Consider the following 21,467-nt stretch of genomic DNA (forward strand, 5'->3'; position numbering starts at 1 on the left):
GAAAAATGCATTGCTAGACACAGCTGTTGATTATTACAAACCGCTCTGTATCTGCGGCGAAGAGCATATACAAGAAAAGCTGATAAACCAAATGTTACAACAACTGTGAAAATACTCCGCGCCATTCCTTTCCCGCCCCTAACACCTGAAAAACCATACACACCAAAAGGACGGCCGTCATCCAAAAATCTCATCCGTTTGCGGAAGAAAAACTTAATCAATTTAATTTGAAATAATTTCCAATAAATATGGTTTATATCATTAATCTTCCAGAGTTGCTTTAACAATTAAGTAGTCTACCACGATAAATAAAAGTAATGTTATAGGTATTAATAATGCACTTACACTGTGAGAAATCAAAATAAAATATGGCATCGTTAAAAATAAGAGTATGAGAAGCGTAGTCACTATTTTAAGAGATAATAATTTGCCTTGATAGTATCTTTTATCCAAATTTTTCACCCCCCAATAAGTTATATCGTAAAACACCCAGATTGTAGAACATCCGTTAATCATTGCTTTTGCTCTAAACTGCCCAATAATTGTAGATGATCAATAGATTGAGATCAATTAGCTGATCTTCAAATATTGCCCCCTTTACTTCAATAATTTTTTATTATCTTTCAACCCTTTTTAAAGGCTTTTATGATTTCTTCTAACTCCTCTGGACCTACATAAACAACAAAGTGAAAAACACCCATTCACACCTCATGTCCAACCACCCATTCCAAACGCTTGATTTGAACGGTGTCTGGCATTGCACGGAGCATTAGGTTCCGGAAATGGATAGCTAAAGGATTTTCAAGCTGCATCAACCTCGCCATTGCTCTTGAGCCTCTTACCACTTGTGTGGTGCGGGGAATCCTAATTTTTTCATACATTTTTAAAGCTTGTTGCACGTTGTCAGGGTATATTTCAAGGGAACGGGATAATACTAGTGCATCTTCTAGGGCTTGGGCTCCCCCTTGTCCGAGGTTAGGAAGCATCGGATGAGCGGCATCTCCGAGCAACGTAGCCCTGCCTATACTCCAATATTTTACCGGACTCCGATCAAAGATTTCATGCAGAAGTATATCTGATTCATTGGTAGACTCAATGACTGCTTCAATTGGCTCGAATGAACCCTTAAAATTCTCCAAAGCAGCTTTCTTCCGATCCTCGGTGCTAATCATTGTTCCTTGCGGGGTATTAATTGCTGAAAACCAAAATATTCGGCCACTGCCCAGATGGGAAAATCCGAACCTTTTACCTGGACCCCAAGCTTCAAAGCCTCCGCCAAGTTCGACTGGAAAGCGGTCATCTTCAAAATTGGATATGCCTCGAATAGCGGTGAACCCAGAATAACGGGAAGGTGTTGATCCGATGATAGATTTCCTTACTTCAGAGTGTACACCGTCAGCTCCAATTAATAGATCTCCTTCTGCTTCCTCTCCGTCCTCAAAAATCGCCGTAATTTTGGCTTCATCATTTTCTATACGAATTAACTTTTTTCCGAAAACAACGGTTTCTTGTTTTAATTTCTTATATAAAATGCTTTGCAGATCAGGTCGATAAATCAGGTAACTATAGGTGCCATAAAGTTTCGATTGTTTATGAACAGGTACATTAACGAGGAGCTTTCCATCCCATGTTCGTATCTCTGCTTTTTTTACGGGGGAGCCCGTCTTGCGGACTTGTTCGGCGACCCCCAATTTCTCCAAGGCTTTGATGGCATTTGCGGATAAAACAATTCCTGCACCTAGTTCCTTAAGTTCTTTTGCCTTCTCATATACAGAGACGTTCCATCCTAACTGCTGTAGGGCTATTGCAGCAGAAAGTCCACCTATCCCTCCACCAATAATCATTACTGTTTTAGGTGCCATACCAGTCATCCTTTCTGCTTTTCCGTGAAAAGCCTCAATTAGAACCTACTTAGTCTTCAACAATTGCTCCTAGTTTGTTGAGGAAGTAAAGTTACTCTACACCAAAAAAGTGAGACATAATAATGCCTGTAATTAATCCAGCAAAAATAAAAGTTGGAATTGAAAGTAAAATCTTATTTCTTAATGAAATGGTATAAAACCGTTTATACCATTTACCCAACAAAGTAAAAAAAACCGCAAAAATAGATAAAGATATAATACCTGCTATTAAATCAACTTTTGTAAAGGGAGGATTGAGGTAACCATCCAAATAATAATTTATAATAATCAACAAACTAAATAATATAAATTCATAAAAAAGAAATTTAAAATAATGCATTTTAACTACCCCTCTAATCCGCACTGTAACAAACTCTTATACAGGAAAGCTGCCCAATTCTTAAGTACTGAAAGAGCTTTTACCTATGCTACAATCGCTCCTAGTTTGTTCACTAATCTAGAAAAAATAATCACTTTAATAACAGTGTGATACTGGATTATTCAAAGAATAATAAGCCATAAAAATGCTAAAACAACCCAATAGAAATAGAGTTATAAGGACAACCTTTCTACCTGTATGTCCTATGTGGTAGATATTCAATAGAACATAATAAGTAATAGCACCTCCAACCAAAAAGTACAAATATTCTTTGGTGCAATCGGTTTTAGGGAGTGAAGTTGTTAAGTAAGTTAATGCTATTCCAGAAAAAATAAATAGACCTATTATGTTCAATAATTTTCTAATATTCACTTCTTTTTGTGTTACTACTTCCTCTTTTTGAGTCGTTTGAAAACTAGATTTCAAATCTCTACCCCCACTTTATTTACTTTAAGAACTATACGTATTTAGAAAACAAAAGAAACGTTATTCGTATGATATCTCTTCCACAATCTTGCCCTTTAACTTAATACCAATTATTTCAAATATCCTCAGATCTGACAATCATTTTTCAAGACAAAAAGGACGCAATATTAGATTATCGCGCCCTTTAATGGAGTAACGCAAGTACAATAATTGCGCTATATTATATAATATACTTTTCTGTTGAGTTGAACAGTATCGTTGCACTATCCAACAAATAATTTATGGTTTTTCATCGTTCTTTTCAACATAAGCCCCCGTTACTTTAAGTGAATTTAATCACAAACTAAACATTATAGTATCCTACTAAAAGTATTGGGATAATTAACAACTAAACCATTTGTATCAACACAAATGATTGTTTCATAATCATAACAACGATATTTGAAATATCTTAAATCACCTTCCATACGGATGTATTGATAAGATTGGGGTACTTTTTTTGCTTCTAAAGATGGAAATGATATATAGACCATATGAAAGTGTTCTATCTGATAAATACTCCAATTAATTCTATTAATAGGTAAAGAGTTGGAAAAAGGAGTAGCAGAAATATCTATGTCAGTCGCACCTTTTAGACTATTAATTGATTCTCCATCAGTATTAAACCAGTTTCCATCTCCATCAGTATGTAATTCTAAACTATTAATTTTATCAACATTGATACTAAACCTCTTAGTTAGCCAATGTTCATCTAATTCAACATAATAATTTAAAGTATGAGCATTTGTCTTCTTTTCATCTACATAAATTACTGTACTTTGAACAACGAGGTTTTCGGCTTTTTTCTCAATTTTAAGGTACTCGCAACCATATAGTTCTTCGTTTTTCCATACTACATTTACAACCATATACGTTCCCCCAGTTATTTCTGAATAATTTTAATATAACAGCTCGCTTATTGAAGTAACTTCACAATATTACAAATCTACATACTAAAATCATACCAGATGAAAACGAATAATTGTTCGTATTTTCCATGGAAGTCGTTACTTCGTAGCATTTAAGATTCTGACATGTTTCATTAGTTGCCACTTATCTGGATAAATATCACATTTATCTCGAATTCAAGTCTTCCATATAATGGCCCATTAATCGAATAACATCTTCATATTTTCATTAACAAAAAATGGAATAAACTTTCCTTTTAATAATAGAAACCACAATATTTAGAATCAAAAATTTGCATTTTTGACATTTAAAAAGCACTGCGAGTAGCAGTGCTTTTCGTTATACGTATTACTATGCATTATTCAACGCGGATTATAGTTTTGTCTGCTAAGAGAACCTTTTCACTACCCTTTTTTAAAAGCTATTTTCGCAAACTTTGTGGCTACTTCTTATAGGGAAGAAACCAGTATCAATGGCTCTTTAAAAGTTTTATACATGTGGCAATTTTAACTCGCATCATAATTTGAAAAAGTTTTGAAGCCGACTTTTTCTTAGTTTTTTAACAACAATCTTTTAGAAAAGAGCCTTTTAAAGCACGTCTTTAGCAGCTGCTACCGTTTGTTTTACTTTGTCACTTCCGACAATTTCCTCGTTATATAAATGACATGCGACAAAATGATCTTCTTCTACCTCTTGCCATGTTGGTGCAATTTTACTGCATGCTTCCATGGCATGAGGGCATCGGGTTCGGAACACACAACCGCTTGGAGGATTAATGGGACTTGGAATTTCTCCTTTCACAATCTGCCTCTCACGCTTGTCCTCTACGTCAGGGTCAGGTATCGGTATAGCTGACAGCAACGCTTGTGTGTATGGATGAAGCGGTTTTCTGTAAAGACTTTTACTTTCTGTAAGCTCCATCATTTTTCCTAGATACATAACGCCAATTCTGTCACTAATATGTTTAACCATAGAGAGGTCGTGGGCGATGAATAAATAGGTAAGCCCCTTTTCCTTTTGGAGTCGCTTCAACAAATTAACAACCTGCGCCTGAACGGAGACATCTAAGGCAGAGATAGGCTCGTCCGCTATGATAAAATCAGGGTCTAGAGCAAGCGCCCGAGCAATTCCAATTCGCTGACGTTGACCACCACTAAACTCATGAGGGTACCGATTGGCATGCTCACGATTTAGGCCAACGTCTTCAAGGAGCTGATACACTCTAGCCGTTCTTTCTTTCGCATTTGCATACACTCCATGAACTTCCATCGGCTCCGAGATTATTTCTTTAACGGTCGATCGCGGATTTAAAGAAGCATAAGGGTCTTGAAAAATCATCTGCATATTTTTATGATAAGCAAACTTCTCTTTTTCAGAGAGGGTGTGGACATCTTTCCCATTGAAAATGACTTCCCCAGCCGTTTTGCCATATAAACCAATGATGGTTCTGCCTGTGGTAGATTTTCCACAGCCAGATTCACCGACAAGCCCAAATGTTTCTCCTTGATAAATTTCAAAAGAAATATTATCGACGGCTTTTAATGTTTTTTTCTTTGCCATAAAAAAATATTTTTGTAGATTCTTTACTTGAAGTAAAACCTTCTTTTTCATGTTACTCCCCATCCTTTTGCCAGTACCTTCTTGCTGCGCAGAGTTCTTTTTCATAAATGGTGTCCTTCATTGGGAGAATTTCAATGTCTCGCCCAGTCTTAGGTGAATGTAAAAGCTTGCCATCACCATAGTAAATGCCAACATGATGAAGCTTTCCTTTTCCTTCTTCATAGGCAAAAAACAGTAAATCTCCAGGCACTATCTCACCTAGGGCAATCTCTGTGCCTTCTTTCGCTTGATCGGTGGCATCCCTTGGAATGATGTAGCCATTTGCTTTACACATGGTATAGCTAAAGCCTGAGCAGTCCATGCCATATCCACTCATTCCTCCCCAAAGGTATGGAAGGTCTAAAAATTGTTCTCCAGTTTTGACAATATCGCTGCCTGTTCCTTTAGGAATATCAGCCCATTTGTTATAGACTGACACATCTTTAGAATGCAAAAATCCATCATTTCCATCGGGTAGTTTTACCTTTACGAGGCTTCCCGCATTTTCTAGAAAGGGTAGCACTGTTTGAAAACTAAGTTCTAGCCGTTCATTTTCATCTTTTGTAAGAAGTTTTGTTAGATTACTTGTCACCACAGCTATGGGATGATTCACAATATCCCAATCCTCAAGTCTTGTCACCTGACACTTTGGAACCCAACCAGGGTAGCCTCGATCATCCTTTGATGAGCCTTGTGTGGGGACAAGTATGTGAAAATAGTCTTCCTTTTCATCTATCACCAACAATTCTTCCCCATATAAGAGTTGAGACTGTATTAGGTTTGCATCACAAAGTTCCAGTCTTGTTTCAAAATTTAAAGATTGCAGCCAACCCTTGATATCGGTTGGATTGGATACTGCTCCTTTATCGAGAGATCTATAAGAATCAAAGGAGGTCCAAATGGTTGCTACCGGTACATTTACAATATATTTATTCAACTTTAACTCCCCCTTGCAATCGAATGTCTGAAATTCCAAGTCCTGCTGATTGTGGAAATGTTATTTTACGCCCATTGTAAATGATTCCGCCTGCTACAATATCTTCGGCAAGCATAAGTGGAGCATCAAAATCAAAGCGGGTTACATTGGTTTTGCTTGCTGCAAAATGGGCTGCTGCTGTTATTCCAAGGCGAGTTTCTATCATACTTCCAACCATGCATTCTACTCCAAAGGCTTCGGCAATCTGATTAATTTTTTCCGCTTGAAAAATGCCACCAGCCTTCATTAATTTAATGTTTATTAAATCGGCGCTCCTTGTTTTCAACACTTGAAGAGCTTGTTGTGCAGTAAAAACGCTCTCGTCCGCCATAATAGGAGTATCCACTCCGTCTGTCACCTGTTTTAATCCTTCCAAGTCATCGGCAATTACAGGTTGTTCGACAAGTTCAATGTCAAGTCCAAGGTCCTCCATTTTGCGAATGCCACTTATTGCTTCTTTTGCTGTCCAGCCCTGATTAGCATCAAGACGAATTTTTACATGTTTTCCCACACGTTTCCGGATCTCTTTTATTCTTTCCATATCAAGGTTAATATCATCTTTTCCAACCTTGACCTTCAGCACGTTAAAGCCGTTTTTATAGTAGGTAAGTGCGTCCTCCCCCATTTCTTGGGGCGAGTTCACACTAACGGTAAAATCAGTTTCAAGCTCCGTTTTTGCTCCTCCTAGATATTGATAGAGTGGAAGCTTGCTATACTGAGCCAAACAGTCGTAAATGGCCATATCCACTGCCGCTTTTGCACTGGAGTTCCGTATAATGGCAGTATGTAGTTGTTGGAGCAGAGGTTCATAGTTTAGAAGGCTTTGGTTTAAGAGCAAAGGCTTAAAAATATGCTGAACGACGTATTCGATGCTATCCAAACTATCTCCAGTAATGACATGTGTTGGAGGAGCTTCTCCCCATCCAATCAATCTTGAGTCACAGGTTATTTTCACCATGACTGCTTCTGCATGATAAACGGTACGGAGTGCGGTTTTGAATGGCTTGGTTAAAGGAACCTTCGTGCGAAATGTTTCCAGTTGCTCTATTATCATGATGCCTCTCCTTTCAACTAATTCCTGGCTCAATGGTTAGGGTTTTTGTGTAGGTGTCTAGTTTTGCCATCGCACCATGAGGAATAGCGATATTTGGAAAGCAATGCCCAAATTTAAAGCCCTTCATGGTTGGTTTTCCTGCCTCTAATACGTGCTGAGAGATTACCTCATCCAACGTTAAACTTGGCTTACCTTCATCTGGAACACAGTTATGAAAGTCCCCAATGACAATCCCTGCTGCATCATCGAATTTCCCTGCCATCTTCAGTTGATTTAGCATTCTGTCCACTTTATAGGGCTGTTCATCAATATCTTCAAAAAAGAGCAACTTCCCTTTTGTGTCGAGTTCAAACTTTGTTCCAAGTGAGCTTACGAGTAAGGTTAAATTACCACCAACCAGCTCCCCGCTTACTTTTCCCTCCTTCAAGACATCAAGAGAAGAAATTCCTTCCGAATACACGATTTCTTTTGGCTCAAATAACTGTTGAAAGCCTTCCTTGGATTGTGGGTGAAGATTGTCTAAGCCCATGTCTGAGCTTAACATTGGCCCATGAAAGGTAACTAACCCAGCTTTTTGATAAAACGTTTGATGGAGAAACGTGATATCGCTATAGCCCCAGAAAATTTTAGGGTTATTTTTGATAATTTCGTAATCTATCCCTGACGCAATTCTTGCCGTACCAAAACCACCGCATGCACAAATAATTGCTTTTACCTCTTGATCTAAAAACATCGCATGCAGGTCTTCTAATTTTTCCTCATCCTTGGAAGCTAAGTAACCGTATGGTGTATCCACATAGTTGCCGAGCTTAGTTTTCAATCCAAGCTCGTTTTCTAAAAATTGAATCGCAGCTTTTAATTTGTCTTGTTTTGGCGGGCTAGCAGGCGCAATGATGCCAACTGTGTCCCCTCTATTAATTCTTAAAGGCTTCATGTATTTTCACCTCTTTTTAATTATGTATATGTATGTTATACCCCTACAATTTCAAGGAAAAGGGTGTTCCGTGAACACCCTTTTCCTATTGTCTTTGTTATGAAATTATTGTTTATCTGCCCATTTCAGCTCGATATACCCTACTGGGTGACGGACAATTCCTTTTACAGCCTCATTTTGAAGATATACATGATTGTAGAAATATAAAGGAATGATGGGCATTTCTTCAAATAATACTTTTTCCGCTTCATACATTAGTTCAAAACGCTTTGCTTCATCTGCTTCGTTCAATGCATTTTTAATTAACTCATCATACTTCGCGTTCGTCCAGCCTGTTCTGTTCATCGCATGACCAGTCTGGAAATTCTCTAAAAAGTTAATCGGGTCTGCATAATCTGCAAGGAAGGAGCTTCTTGAGAATTGGAATTCTAAGTTACGCTGTGCGTCTAAGAAAACGTTCCACTCCATATTTGCCAGCTTTATATCTACTCCTAAATTGTCTTTAAACATTTGCTGAACAGTCTCTGCAATTCGTTTGTGCTCATCACTTGTGTTATACGTTAACGTTACTTCAGGTAGCGTTTCATACCCTTCTTCTTTCATTCCCTTTTCTAAAAGAGCTTTCGCTTCTTCTGCATTAAATTCTACTAGGTCCCCATTAGTCGCTCGGAAGTCATTTCCAGATGGATCGGTAAAACCTGAGGATACAAAACCTTTGGCAGGCTCCTCGCCTCGTTTTGTAATATAATCCACGATGTCCTTTTGATTCACTGCCATGGCAAATGCTTTACGAATGTTGGCATTTTGGAATGGTTCTTTATCTACACCAAAGCGGAAGAAATAAGTACCTGCTTGCTCTCCAACATTTACTTTACCATCAGTAAACAGTTTTTCACTCATATCAGCTGGAACGCCTGAAGTATCTAGATCTTCTGTTTGAAACATCTGATATTCTGTGTTAGAGTCATTCACCATTGCCCAGTGAACTTTATCAAGCTTCACGGTGTCTTTATCCCAGTATTGGTCATTCTTTTCCATCACAAAATGACTTTCATGCTCCCACTCAGCTAAGTTAAATGGTCCATTACCAACAAACGTTTCTGCTTCTGTGAACCATTCAGGATTTTCTGTTGCTACTTTTTCATTGATTGGGAAAAATGCAGGATTTGTAATAACACTCAAGAAATACGTTTGAGGTGCTACAAGCGTTACTTCTAAGGTTTTTTCATCCACTGCATTTACTTTCACATCATCTGCAGAGCCTTCACCATTGTTATACGCTTCTCCACCTTCAATAAAATAGCCAAGGAATGCTGCAGGTGAGGCTGTATCAGGATTCAACAAACGCTTCCAAGCATACTCGAAATCACCTGCTGTTAAATCATCTCCGTTTGACCATTTTGCAGACTCACGAATGTAGAAGGTATAGGTTTTTCCGTCTTCAGAAACATCCCATTTTTCAGCAGTCGCCTCTTTAGGAAGATGTTCGTCATTTAATCGAGTTAACCCTTCCATAAGGTTGTTCAATGCGTTCCAAGAATAAGAATCAAATCCGATTGGTGGGTCCAAAGATGTTGGTTCGGATCCGTTGTTTAATCGTAGAACCTTTTCCCCTGAAGCATTTTCATTGTTGTTCTCATCGTTTGTGTCTGTGCCAGCATTTTCGCCTGCTGTACATGCTGCAAGTACAAATACAAGCATCGTGGTCATCATTAGTGATAATAGCTTTTTCATCCTATTTCCCCCTTGTTATCATGATAGTTTTGCCATCAAATCTATTTCACTATAAGACTAGCTTATAGTTGAAATCACTGTTCTAATTGGTTTTGGAGCTCTTGGATCTTGTAGCCAGCAATCCACCTCGTGTTCAGCTGATAAGGATGTTTTCATCGGATACAAGCGCTCACATACTTCCATTGCATAGTCACACCTTGCTGCAAAGGCACACCCAACAGGTGGTGAAAAAAGATCAGGTGGCGACCCATGAATAGGAATCAAATCCTCATCCTCTAAATCAAGCCGAGGAACAGACTTTAATAGCCCCTTCGTATATGGATGCTCCCCTTTGTAAAATATCTCTCTTCTATTGCCCGCTTCGACAATTTTCCCTGCATACATGACGGCAACTCGGTCTGCAACCTGCGCCACTACCCCTAAGTCATGAGTAATAATAATGATGGAAACGCCTGTTTTCTTTTGAATGTCCTTAAAGAGATTTAAAATTTGCGCTTGAATGGTTACATCCAGTGCCGTTGTCGGCTCATCTGCAATCAAAACCTCGGGCTGACAGACAAGGGCCATGGCAATTACAATTCGTTGCCTCATTCCCCCACTGAATTCATGCGGATATTGTTTAAGACGTTCTGTAGGGCTAGGTATACCAACCAATTGAAGCATTTGGAGCGCTTGATTTTTCGCTTCTGCTTTTGTAATCCTTTTGTGTTGAATAATGCCTTCCATAATTTGCTCACCAATAGTGAGAGTTGGATTTAGTGCTGTCATGGGATCCTGAAAAATCATCGAAATGTCTGCTCCTCTGATTTTCCGCATCTCTGGCTCTGAAATCTTAGTTAAATCCTTTCCTTTAAAAAGAACAGAGCCCTGTGTGATTCTACCTGGAGGTTCTGGTATTAACCTCATGATACTTTGTGAGGTTACACTTTTTCCGCACCCGGATTCCCCAACTATTGCCAGGGTTTCTCCTTTATGAAGGTCAAAGCTAACTCCACGCACTGCTTTTACTTCTCCCCCATATGTTGAAAAAGAAACATGAAGGTCTTTCACTTGTAGTATTTTTTCCATGATGTTTTCTACCTCCTTAACTTCGGATCCAAGGCATCTTGTAATCCATCTCCAAGGACATTAAATGCAAACATGGTCATGGAGATGAAAAAGGCAGGAAAGAATAAACGCCACCAATGCCCAGAGATGATGGTAGATAATCCGTCATTAGCCATCACTCCCCAGCTTGCATAAGGAGCTTGAACACCTAGTCCTAAAAAGCTTAAAAATGCTTCTGCAAATATTGCAGCTGGGACGGTCAACGTCATTTGGACAATAATGGGACCCATCGTGTTAGGTAAGAGATTCTTTCTTATTATCCGTGGTGTTTTTGTTCCAAAGGTTTTGGATGCAAGCACGTACTCGTAATTCTTTATTTGCAGGACTTGTCCCCTGACAATCCTGGCCATTCCAACCCAGCCTGTCACCGTTAAGGCAACAATGATGGTTAATAAACCTGGACCCATTACAACCATCAGAAGAATGACAACTAACAAATAAGGTAGGCCATATAATACCTCCACCACTCGCATCATTGCATTGTCTGTTCTTCCGCCTTTATAACCAGCAATTCCACCATAGATAACCCCAATAATGAAATCGATTAAAGCGGCCATTAACCCTACAAACAAGGAAATCCTTGCTCCATACCAGGTTCTTGTGAATACATCTCGTCCCAGTTCATCTGTTCCAAACAGATGTGAGGCTGATGGTGCCTGGTTTTGGTTTGGTAAATCCGTTTGTGTCACGCTATGTGGAGAAAAGACCGGACCAAAAATCGCCATAATCGCTAGAAATAGTAAGAATATCAAGCCTGTCATAGCGAGCTTATTTTTCAAAAGTCTTCGCCATGCATCTTGCCAATACGAAAGGCTAGGTCTAACAACAGCCTCTGCTTCTCTACCATTTTTATCTAGCGGTGTAAACCATTCATCGGGAACATTATGATAGGTTGATTCCTTTAATTTTCGTTCTGCCATATTAAGTCCCCTCCTTCTTATGCAATTTAATTCGAGGATCCAATATCCCGTAAGCGATATCGACAATAAAAAGCATCAAGATTAAGAAGGCACTATAAAAGACAGTTGTTCCCATTATGACCGGATAGTCACGGGTATTGATACTATCGACAAAATACTTCCCCATGCCAGGTATGGCAAAAATCTTTTCGATAACGAACGTACCTGTCAAAATACCTGCTGCAAGGGTACCCAAGATTGTAACAACCGGCAGCAACGCATTTCTTAGAGCATGCTTACATACAATTTTCACAGGTGATAAACCCTTTGCTTTTGCTGTTCTGATATAGTCTTGTGTTAATACTTCTGCCATACTTGCTCTTGTTAGCCTTGCAATTATTGCCATAGGACCTGTTGCAAGTGCTAATGTTGGTAAAATCATATGCTTCCAGCTTGACCAGGTAGCAGGTGGCAGCCACCCTAACCCTACCGCAATTTGCTGTATTAAAAATGTTGCTAAGACAAAGTTTGGGATCGAAATACCAAATACAGCAAAGGTCATGGCAAGATAATCAATAATGCCATTCCTTTTTAATGCTGCAATGACTCCCAGGGAAATTCCTGAAACAATGGCTAATAGTAAGGTCACCATACCAAGCTCAAATGAGATAGGAAACCCTCGTCCTAACATATCATTGACAGTGGTGGAAGGCTGCTTAATAGATGGACCGAAGTCAAGTGTTACTAACGTTTTCAAATACATCACATATTGAACGGGAATCGGTTTGTCCAAATGATAATGCGCTTCTAGGTTCCGCTGTACCACATCACTAGTGGAGCGCTCTTCATTTAGAGGAGACCCTGGAATGGCATGCATGAGAAAAAACGTTAAAGTAATGATTACCCATAACGTGATGAGCATTGCAAATAATCTTTTTGCGATAAAAGTTCCCATTTTTTTCACTCACGCTTTCTGACATAATGGCTATTTTCATGTTGTTATTTTGAAAATTCCGACACTTGTTGCCGTGTTTTTTGAAGCTAGTTGAATGTTGTCCTAGTCGCGAGCTCTGTCATCACAAGCATTGCTTGATAAGCTTCTAGAATATTCTTAGCTTGAAATGATACGGTGGTAGTTCCTGGCTCTATTTCTGCACCTGGCATCAGACTTGCCCATTCTGCCTGTCCAAAATTGGCAAATTCAATTCTCAGGATGGGATACTCAGGCGGAACTAGTGGCTTAATGTTATGTATATCCCTTAATGCAATCCTCGTTTTTTCATCAATGAGTTTTTGTGCTTTTTGAGGTGTTAGTGATTTTGCTGCTGACCTAGAGGCTGCTTCTTTTACAACTACACAATGCACTCCAGGAATAAGAGCTTGTGCTTCAAGAGCAGTTTGATCATCACCAGCGACCAGAATAACCGGAACACCATAATAACCCGCAACAAATGCATTGAACCCTAACTCTCCAATTTGAACATCATTTATGTACATATTTCTGGCACCAAAAATCATGGAGTGACTCATTACACCCTTCATGCTTGCTCTTGCATGATATCCGATGAAAACAGCAGCATCAAAGCTGTCATCTAATCCTTGTACCATAGAAAATGGCTTAACATCTCCTGAAATTAGCTTTGTATCAGGATGAAGTTCCTCTATTAAGATATTATTCATTTTCGAATGGCTGTCATTAACGACCACTTCCTGACATCCTGATTCAAATGCCGCCTTTACAACTGCATTTGCTTCTTGGGTCATTATTTTTCTGCCACGTTCATAATTATGTAATCTCGAATCCAAATGGGTATGATCTACAAGGCCAGTGATGCCCTCCATATCTACCGAAATATATAAATTCAACCAAATCCCTCCTCTCTTATTACAATTTTCTTAAAATTATAACAGTATTATTATTATGATTCAATAAAACTAGTAAAATATGGGTCATATTATTCAGAAAAATATTACATTTATATATAAACATCAGATTTTATGGATATTTAGACGCCTTTTCGAGAATGAATATTCAAAAGGACGGATAATAATTATTTCTATACCCTACATAAATTATATTCTAATAAAACTTTATGGAAATCATTTGGAAAAAAGTTTCATTCCCTTATCCAAAAAAAAAAGCAGTATCACGGAGAAGGTGATACTGCTAGAAGATAAATATTTTCATGTTAATAATTTTAATGATTCTCTTATAAACGCTGGAATGTCATCAGGGGATCTACTAGACACTAACTGATTATGGCAAACCACCACTTCTTTATCATAATAGGTCGCTCCCGCATTCTTTAAGTCCACTTTAATAGAAGTGTAGCCTGTAATATCTCTTCCCATTAATGCTTCCGCTGTAATTAACAGCTGAGGTCCGTGGCAAATAGCAAACACTGGTTTTTTATCATCCATAAAGGATTTAGCAAAAAATACAAAACGATCATCTGCTCGTAAAATATCCGGGGAAAAGCCACCTGGTATGAATAAAGCATCGAAGTCTTGTGGACTAACATCATCGATTCCTGCATCTATTGTTACTTCTGTTCGATCCGTTTTTCCTCTTACCGTTTCACCTTTGGTTTTCTCAATTACAGTAATGTCATGTCCAGCCTCTAAAAAAGCTTTTACAGGCTCTGTGTGTTCTGAGTCTTCGAATTCATTCGTTAAAAGTACGGCAATTTTTTTACTCATTCAACAACGACTCCTTTGTGAAATGTGTACAATGTTTGTATTACCCCACTACCTCATTAATAAACGTTGTTCCTATTGTTCTGGCATGAATTGTTGAAAAACAGATTGTTTTGGAACTGTGTAAACCTCTCTTTTAGCGATATCATTTATAATGATTTGATTTCTCATGACAGCTAAGCTTAAATTAGTGGCTCCTGTTCCATGGGAATGTTCTAAATTTGTTGAAACATAAACATGATTTTCTTTTTGCGTTTGCCATACAAGTCGATACTTTTCATCCACCATATACTGTTTATCGTTTTCCCACACTAATCTCTGGCTCCAGTCCCACACCCAATGTGGAATGTGTGGTTTATAACCAGTTGCTAGGACTGCCTTATCCACCATCAAAGAGAAAGGTTCCTCACTTTCCCATTGGGTGCACAACACTTCTAGTTTTCCTGATTTTTCTTTTAGTTGATTTACTTCTGTTAACGGCATGATTTTTATTTTCTTGTCCTTTCCCTCAACAGATCGGTTGTACAATAAATCATATATGTTAATTAATGTTTCCTTGTCTACTCCGTTTCGTACCGTATCTAATCTTTCAAGGGCATCCTGTCTTTTCTTATAAGGCAGGCTGTGAAAATATTGTACATAATCCGGGGAGAAAACCTCTTGACCGAGCTTTGCCATTTCGAGCTGGGAGATTAATGGTGATCTGGTAAACCATGTTAGCGAGTACTGATGCTCCTTTTGATCCTCTAATAGCTCATAAAATACTTCTGCGGCACTTTGTCCTGAACCTACTACAAGAATAGAATCAGCATTTTTTATTTCTTTTGCTGCCTGCAAATAGTTACTTGTATGCACAGCATGCTCGTTTTCTTCCAAATCCTCTGGAATGAAGGGTACACTACCTGTTCCTAATACAATATGCTTGGAATAATAGGTTTTGATTTCTTTCGTTGCCGTGTTTTTCACCTGTACCTTATATCCCTCATTCAACTCTTCTACATGCACCACCTCTGATTGGAAATGGCAATGAGAGAGCTGTTGTGAAACCCATTTGGCATAGAGATTGTATTCACGTCTTGGAATATCAAAGCGGCGAAAAAAGTAAAATTGGTACAACCTGTTTTGCTTATGTACATAATTTAAGAAACTGTATTTACTTGTTGGATCCGCAAAGGTAACAAGGTCTGCGATAAACGGGACCTGTAAATCAGATTGTTCAATCAGCATGCCTGGATGCCAATTGAAACAGTCTTGTTTATCAAAAAAAACAGCAGAAATATCTGGTAAGTCCTCGACAAGTGCTGCTAATCCTAAATTAAATGGACCAATTCCAATTCCAATGAAATCATAAACTGTGTTATTCTCCATTCTTATTCACCCACTTTTTCTTGCGATGTTTTATTTATACCCTGTTATCCTATTTTTTCTTCCTTTTCCAAACATAAAAAAAAGGACAGAAAGAATCTGTCCTAAAAACCCGTGTACGAAAGGAGAAGGAAGCTGCACACAATATAGTTTATGCAAGGTGATGCAGACTGCTTGGTCATCTATCATCTATCAAACGCACATTTTATCGCGTAGGAATAGTAAGAGTAACCGTTGTGCCTTTCCCCTTCTCACTTTCAATCTCAATGGTTCCTTTATGTTCTTGAATAATTTTCTTTGTAATGGTTAGCCCAAGTCCTATACCCTTTTCTTTTAATGTATAGAAGGGATTTCCCAATTTCTCTAATTCGGTTTCACTAATCCCTACACCATCATCCTTCACCTTAAGAATAAATTTACTGTTATCTTTTTGCTTACCAGAGATGAGAATATTGCCATCTCGATCGATGGCTTCCATTGAATTTTTTATCAAATTGATGAGCACTTGCTTAAGGTTGTTTTTATCTCCTAAAACAGTCATTCCATCATCAACATTTTCTACCCTTATGTTAATACTATTTTTTTCTGCCTCGTTTTCGACCAATTTAGTAACATAATTTATTATGTCGAGCAAAGATACAGATTGTAGCGCTTTATTTTGTGGCTTGGAAAGAACAAGTAACTCTGAGACAATCTCGTTTATTCTATCTATTTCAGAAAGAACCATATCAACATGGTGTTGATTTGCTTTTCCACTTTTATTGATTAATTGCATAAATCCTTTTATCGAGGTTAGTGGATTTTTTATTTCATGTGCAATTCCAGCTGCAAGCTCCCCCACCATGGACAGCTTTTCTTTTACTACGAGAAGTTGTTCTGTTTTCTTTAATGAGCTAATATCTCTCCCAATGGTGACAAGTGCCTTTCTACTGCCATCTTCATGAAAAAGAGGAACCTTAATAACATCAAATGTTTTTTGTTCTCCATCCTTTAAACTGAAAGACTCTTCTGCACGGGAAGATTCTCCTGACTCCCATGTTAATCTGTCCGTCTCTGTACAATACTCAAAGGCTTCTTTAAAGTGAGGAGAATATTCTGCAAGCTCTAGATCGGTTTTCCCTTTGTAAGAAACATGCTGTAAATCATACAGAGCAAGTCCGTACTCATTTGTTTGCAACCATCTTCCTTGTCCATCCTTAAAGCAGACAAAATCAGGCATATTATTAATGAGGCTCGAAAGCTCGTTTTCCTTCTGTTCTAACTCCTTTAATGCAACATGTTTTTTCAGCATCATATACAAAAGCAACGTGGTAATTAGGATAAATAACCAACCTTTTATTAAGCTAATGTATTCCGCAATTTCCGTAAAATTTTTGACTTTTAAATAATAAATCCAATAGTCTGTAAGGCCAATCCAAATGATGCCAAAAAGTAAGTACACGATTGGTATATACATCAACCATTTCATTTTCATTTTATACCCTCTTATATCTTCATAAATTGTTTCATTTTACTAGGCAAAAAATTTCAAAGCCCCTTTGTTTCTTCATTATATCGTTATTTTCGACTTATAGATATAAAGTCCTACTTGGGAAAGTAACATAGGTTTTTGTCGAATTATGCCGTTTATTCATTATATACTTTCCTAAACTGATAATTCTACCCATTTTTAAAGGTTAGTTCTTCCTGCTTATGTGTTTTAAAAAACATATACAGGGAATATTAACTTTATAACTATTTCAGGAGGCGGATGACATGGAAGATAAAGATGTCAGAGTAGATAAAAGAGAAACAAAAGAGGACAGAGGATTGGTTGCATCCACATTTATCAAATATACCGCTTACTTAATCATCTTTTTTGGGATTATCTGGTTTATTATTAGTTATATTTTACCTATGATTCAATAATAACTTAGACGAAAAAAGCTTGTTCCATGCTAAAATCCATGGAACAAGCTTTTTTATTGTTTACTCTGTTAGTTTTCCACAAATGACTCCGCGTCCTGCTGTGTCTCCAGTCGATGTCTTCATTCCCGCGCGGCGTCTCTGCCTTTGCTCCAAACAGCAAGAATATAAGAATTAGTAGAAATTGGATAGACAAGTGTTCTCACCTTTAAAGAATGGTTCCTGAGAATTGGGGCATTTGTAAGGTAATGGATTCAATCCGTTCTCCGTTTGTATCAACTGCCCAAAGCTTGAAATTAGGCTTTCCTCTTAACCAACCTTGATCTTGGATAAACAACACCCTTTCTTTCTTATGAAAAAACACCGGCTCGGTAATTAATGTTCGAAAACTTGTAATTGCTTGAACATTTTTCCCATTATCGTCCATCGTATACATTTCATAAATCAGTTGCGAATCATCTCTAGGGTTTTCACTTCCAGCAGAAAACACAATTTGTTTACCATTAAGTGATAGCTTCGCGCTGTAAAAAATGGGAGAAGGGGAATCTAATCTGGGAATAAGCTCTTTTTGTTCTTTTGTTTCCATATTATAAAGTACATAAGTAGAAGCTATTTGGTTGTCCGTGTCTTGAGGAAAATCAATATACCCAAGTAAGCTACCATCTTCCGTAATAGAAAGACTTCTTTTCTGCTTACTATTATCCGTCGTTAGTTGTCGTTTATTTTCCCCTGATATGGAAACAGAAAATACATCCATATCTGATGGGCCACTTAAGAAGTCGTTGCCTTCTTGATATTGTTGCGCAACTAAATAGAAAATGGTATTACTGTCTGGTGAGAAAATAGCATCTGTAACTAACTCATCATTTTCAGAGAGTCTTTGTAAATTACTTCCTTCTGCATCCATAACATACAGCGACTGCTTCATTGTGTCCTCCTCTTTTTCTTGGGATAAAAAGAGGATTTTTTCCCCATTTTTTGAATATCTCGGGTGTATATGACTTTCCGCTTGTCGGGGATAAGTTAACTGATTTACATTGCTTCCATCCACATTCGCTTTGTATAATGCGCCATCTCCACTTTGATAAAATGGAAAGACGATAGATTGATCATCTGGCGATAAAGTAACCGTTTCTCCAAATCCATTATCAATTGGCATCCACGATCGAGTAAAACGCTCAGAAAAGAAGTATAGAAGGACAGAAATTATGATGACAAATGCAATTAATGCAACAGTAAACAATTTTAACGTCTGTTTTTTCATTTCATTCTCCCTCTTTCCTCATGAATGATTTTTTATTAGGCTCTTTTCCAAAAGTTTGTTGCTATCAACTAGGAAAAAGTCGGCTTTAAGACTTTTTCCTATCTTTAAGCGAAGAAAAATTGCCATGAAAAGAGCACGACCGCAACGATAATGACGTGTATCATAACTATTCGAGTAGCAACAAGGTTTGCGAAAATTGCCTTTTATAAAGTGTATACTCGTAGTGTACCCGCATTGGCAATATTTACTTATGTATTAACAAAAAAGCAACCTGCCATAAAAGCAGATTGCAAGAATCTAGTTATTTTGCTTCCTTTACTATTTCTTGAAGAATGATTTCTAAAGTATTTGGCGCACTATCTTCAGACATTCTTTTTTGAAGCGTATCTTTTTCCAGCTTTAAGGTTTTTAATTGGGTATCTAGTGTATCAGTTGTCATGTCTTCTTCAAACAAAACCTTGGCAAAGCCTTTTTTTTCAAAGGATTGAGCATTTAAGATTTGATCCCCTCTGCTTGCTTGTTTAGAAAGAGGGATTAAAAGCATTGGTTTTCGCAAAGCTAGAAATTCAAAAATGGAGTTTGCACCAGCCCTGGATATAATATAATCGGAAGCAGCCAAGACATCAGGAAGTTCTTGGTTAATATACTCATATTGCTTGTATCCTTTTGTATGTGCATGTGAAGGATCCACATTACCTTTTCCACAGATATGAACAATTTGATATTCCTCTGTAAGCGTACCAAGGATGTTTCGGACTGTCTCATTTATTTTTTTTGCTCCAAGACTTCCCCCCATTATTGTGAGAATTGGCTTTTGCTCGTGAAACCCAAGCCAAGCTCTTCCTTCCTGTGCCCTACCTTTAAACAATTCCTCACGAATGGGTGAACCCGTAAACAACACTTTATCATTTGGAAAATGCTTTAAGGTTTCATCGAAAGTGACAAACACCTTTGTCGCAAACTTTGTCGCAATTTTATTTGCCAAACCAGGCGTGATATCTGATTCGTGAATGATGACCGGTATTTTTAACATCTTTGCTGCCATCACTACAGGAACGGTCACGAATCCTCCCTTTGAAAAAACAACGCGCGGCTTGATTTTTTTCAAGATCACAAGAGCTTCCATTGCGCCTTTTAAAATTCGAAGTGGATCCGTGAAATTTTTCCAATCGAAGTACCTTCTAAGTTTCCCACTGGATATTCCATAAAAAGGGACATTTTCATTTGAAATAATCTCCTCTTCTATTCCTTTACGAGAACCGATATATGTAATATCCCAGCCGGCAGCTTTTAGCTTATTCATAATCGCAATATTAGGGGTGACATGCCCAGCTGAGCCTCCACCTGTGAATACTATTTTTTTCTTTGTCATTTTTTCATCATCCTTCTTTTCATCCTATCCCCTCATTATAACGAGGATAAGAAGCTAAGACCACTATTTGCACAAAAAAGGCTAACATGCCTTCTCGGCAAATTAGCCACATTGCTTATTTACTGCTATTCGTTAATTGTAGGGATAACTTCTGCAAGGATTTTGACACGCTATCAAGCCTTTGCTCAATACGGTGTAACAAATAGAAGGTTACAACAATTGGGAATCCTACTTCACTAACCCATGTCCACCACTGCTCCATATACCCTTCCTCCTTTCAATAATCTAGTAAGTGAGAAGGTCTACTATCATAAGTAGACCCTCCAATACCCTTTCCTGTTATGCTATTTCAATTTCCGTTACATTTCGTTCAATGATTCGTGCACTGTCTTTACTAACATAACTTCCACCCTTTGATGTAAAGGCATTTGCTGCAATGATATCGTCCATTGCTTGCTCAATCTCTGCTGTTGATAAATCAACGCGAGGATCGTCTACCGTTAGCTTTGTCTTTTCACCATCTTCATTAATAAAAGTCAATTCTAGGCTAAACATCGCTCTCCCCCTTTCTTAAAATTTAATCAGGTAATTCATCAAACGATTACCCTAAGAAATGTAGCTCACTTCGTTTGACTCTGTACACAGGAGAAGTTTGTAATCCTGAAATTGCTCCAGCTGCCTGCAAAAGGGATGCAGGCTCTGCTTGTACTCTAATGTTGTTGTAATTCTTCGTACGATACATTAGCTTCCCTTTTTCATCTTCGCCAAGCTCATACATTAACCGAAGCTGAACATTTTCCACAGCGAATTCTGCCATTCTCTCACCCCCTTTCACTTTCTATATAAAGTAAAAGGACAAAAAGGTAGCAAAAAAAATACCCCCATCCAGAAAGACTGGAAAGAGGTA

General features: G+C 38.0%; 22 protein-coding genes. 1 reads left to right on the forward strand and 21 read right to left on the reverse strand.

The genetic code is table 11. The features are described 5' to 3' along the window. Nucleotides 1-701: 701 nt before the first annotated feature. From FIU87_RS13750 to FIU87_RS13825, 16 genes are all read right to left on the reverse strand, one after another. A complete protein-coding gene (locus FIU87_RS13750) occupies nt 702-1,862 on the reverse strand; it encodes an FAD-dependent monooxygenase (protein WP_152445117.1) in 1,161 nt (386 codons plus the stop codon). 91 nt (nt 1,863-1,953) lie between these two features. Then, nucleotides 1,954-2,241 (reverse strand): hypothetical protein, encoded by a 288-nt coding sequence (locus FIU87_RS13755; protein ID WP_152445118.1) that lies wholly within the window; start codon nt 2,239-2,241, stop codon nt 1,954-1,956. A 135-nt stretch (nt 2,242-2,376) separates the two neighbouring features. Then, nucleotides 2,377-2,706 carry a hypothetical protein gene (locus FIU87_RS13760; RefSeq protein WP_152445119.1) on the reverse strand — a complete coding sequence of 110 codons (330 nt, stop codon included), beginning with the start codon at nt 2,704-2,706 and terminating at the stop codon, nt 2,377-2,379. 350 nt (nt 2,707-3,056) lie between these two features. Further along, on the reverse strand, nt 3,057-3,614 hold the full coding sequence (locus FIU87_RS13765; RefSeq protein WP_152445120.1) for a putative glycolipid-binding domain-containing protein: 558 nt from the start codon (nt 3,612-3,614) through the stop codon (nt 3,057-3,059). 628 nt (nt 3,615-4,242) lie between these two features. After that, nucleotides 4,243-5,265 (reverse strand): ABC transporter ATP-binding protein, encoded by a 1,023-nt coding sequence (locus FIU87_RS13770; protein ID WP_152445121.1) that lies wholly within the window; start codon nt 5,263-5,265, stop codon nt 4,243-4,245. A gap of 1 nt (nt 5,266) precedes the next feature. Beyond that, nucleotides 5,267-6,190 carry a C40 family peptidase gene (locus FIU87_RS13775; RefSeq protein WP_152445122.1) on the reverse strand — a complete coding sequence of 308 codons (924 nt, stop codon included), beginning with the start codon at nt 6,188-6,190 and terminating at the stop codon, nt 5,267-5,269. Beyond that, entirely contained in the window at nt 6,183-7,283 is a 1,101-nt protein-coding gene (locus FIU87_RS13780; RefSeq protein WP_152445123.1) for a dipeptide epimerase, read from the reverse strand. The genes FIU87_RS13775 and FIU87_RS13780 overlap by 8 nt, the downstream gene beginning before the upstream one ends. A gap of 13 nt (nt 7,284-7,296) precedes the next feature. Continuing rightward, nucleotides 7,297-8,217, reverse strand: a complete 921-nt coding sequence (locus FIU87_RS13785) for a S66 peptidase family protein (RefSeq protein WP_152445124.1) — start codon at nt 8,215-8,217, stop codon at nt 7,297-7,299. 105 nt (nt 8,218-8,322) lie between these two features. Further along, nucleotides 8,323-9,951, reverse strand: coding sequence for a peptide ABC transporter substrate-binding protein (locus FIU87_RS13790; protein ID WP_152445125.1), 1,629 nt, complete (start codon nt 9,949-9,951; stop codon nt 8,323-8,325). A gap of 57 nt (nt 9,952-10,008) precedes the next feature. Further along, on the reverse strand, nt 10,009-11,019 hold the full coding sequence (locus FIU87_RS13795) for an ABC transporter ATP-binding protein (RefSeq protein WP_152445126.1): 1,011 nt from the start codon (nt 11,017-11,019) through the stop codon (nt 10,009-10,011). An 8-nt stretch (nt 11,020-11,027) separates the two neighbouring features. Further along, nucleotides 11,028-11,978 carry an ABC transporter permease gene (locus tag FIU87_RS13800; protein WP_152445127.1) on the reverse strand — a complete coding sequence of 317 codons (951 nt, stop codon included), beginning with the start codon at nt 11,976-11,978 and terminating at the stop codon, nt 11,028-11,030. Nucleotide 11,979: 1 nt separating this feature from the next. Continuing rightward, entirely contained in the window at nt 11,980-12,912 is a 933-nt protein-coding gene (locus FIU87_RS13805; protein WP_152445128.1) for an ABC transporter permease, read from the reverse strand. 86 nt (nt 12,913-12,998) lie between these two features. Then, nucleotides 12,999-13,823: a M55 family metallopeptidase gene (locus FIU87_RS13810; protein ID WP_152445129.1), complete on the reverse strand. Its 825-nt coding sequence runs from the start codon at nt 13,821-13,823 to the stop codon at nt 12,999-13,001. A 318-nt stretch (nt 13,824-14,141) separates the two neighbouring features. Next, nucleotides 14,142-14,657, reverse strand: coding sequence for a type 1 glutamine amidotransferase domain-containing protein (locus tag FIU87_RS13815; RefSeq protein WP_152445130.1), 516 nt, complete (start codon nt 14,655-14,657; stop codon nt 14,142-14,144). A gap of 72 nt (nt 14,658-14,729) precedes the next feature. After that, nucleotides 14,730-16,022: a lysine N(6)-hydroxylase/L-ornithine N(5)-oxygenase family protein gene (locus FIU87_RS13820; protein ID WP_152445131.1), complete on the reverse strand. Its 1,293-nt coding sequence runs from the start codon at nt 16,020-16,022 to the stop codon at nt 14,730-14,732. 202 nt (nt 16,023-16,224) lie between these two features. Continuing rightward, nucleotides 16,225-17,493 (reverse strand): ATP-binding protein, encoded by a 1,269-nt coding sequence (locus FIU87_RS13825; protein ID WP_152445132.1) that lies wholly within the window; start codon nt 17,491-17,493, stop codon nt 16,225-16,227. Nucleotides 17,494-17,774: 281 nt separating this feature from the next. Between FIU87_RS13825 and FIU87_RS21070 the strand changes: the two genes are divergently transcribed. Beyond that, on the forward strand, nt 17,775-17,927 hold the full coding sequence (locus tag FIU87_RS21070; protein WP_172971063.1) for a hypothetical protein: 153 nt from the start codon (nt 17,775-17,777) through the stop codon (nt 17,925-17,927). Nucleotides 17,928-18,132: 205 nt separating this feature from the next. Here the strand turns inward: FIU87_RS21070 and FIU87_RS13830 are convergent, their stop codons facing one another. The 5 genes from FIU87_RS13830 to FIU87_RS13850 form a co-directional block, all read right to left on the reverse strand. After that, the gene (locus FIU87_RS13830) at nt 18,133-19,188 is read right to left on the reverse strand and encodes a TolB family protein (RefSeq protein WP_152445133.1); all 1,056 of its coding nucleotides are present in this window, start codon (nt 19,186-19,188) and stop codon (nt 18,133-18,135) included. Between the two features lie 301 nt (nt 19,189-19,489). After that, nucleotides 19,490-20,560, reverse strand: a complete 1,071-nt coding sequence (locus FIU87_RS13835) for an undecaprenyldiphospho-muramoylpentapeptide beta-N-acetylglucosaminyltransferase (protein ID WP_152445134.1) — start codon at nt 20,558-20,560, stop codon at nt 19,490-19,492. A gap of 115 nt (nt 20,561-20,675) precedes the next feature. Beyond that, nucleotides 20,676-20,822: a YvrJ family protein gene (locus FIU87_RS13840; protein WP_152445135.1), complete on the reverse strand. Its 147-nt coding sequence runs from the start codon at nt 20,820-20,822 to the stop codon at nt 20,676-20,678. Between the two features lie 77 nt (nt 20,823-20,899). Further along, the gene (locus tag FIU87_RS13845; RefSeq protein WP_152445136.1) at nt 20,900-21,115 is read right to left on the reverse strand and encodes a DUF2922 domain-containing protein; all 216 of its coding nucleotides are present in this window, start codon (nt 21,113-21,115) and stop codon (nt 20,900-20,902) included. Nucleotides 21,116-21,161: 46 nt separating this feature from the next. Beyond that, nucleotides 21,162-21,377, reverse strand: a complete 216-nt coding sequence (locus tag FIU87_RS13850; RefSeq protein ID WP_152445137.1) for a DUF1659 domain-containing protein — start codon at nt 21,375-21,377, stop codon at nt 21,162-21,164. Nucleotides 21,378-21,467: the final 90 nt, after the last annotated feature.

Origin of the sequence: Bacillus sp. THAF10 (genome assembly GCF_009363695.1) — a bacterium.
Taxonomy (GTDB): Bacteria; Bacillota; Bacilli; order Bacillales; family Bacillaceae_I; genus Sutcliffiella_A.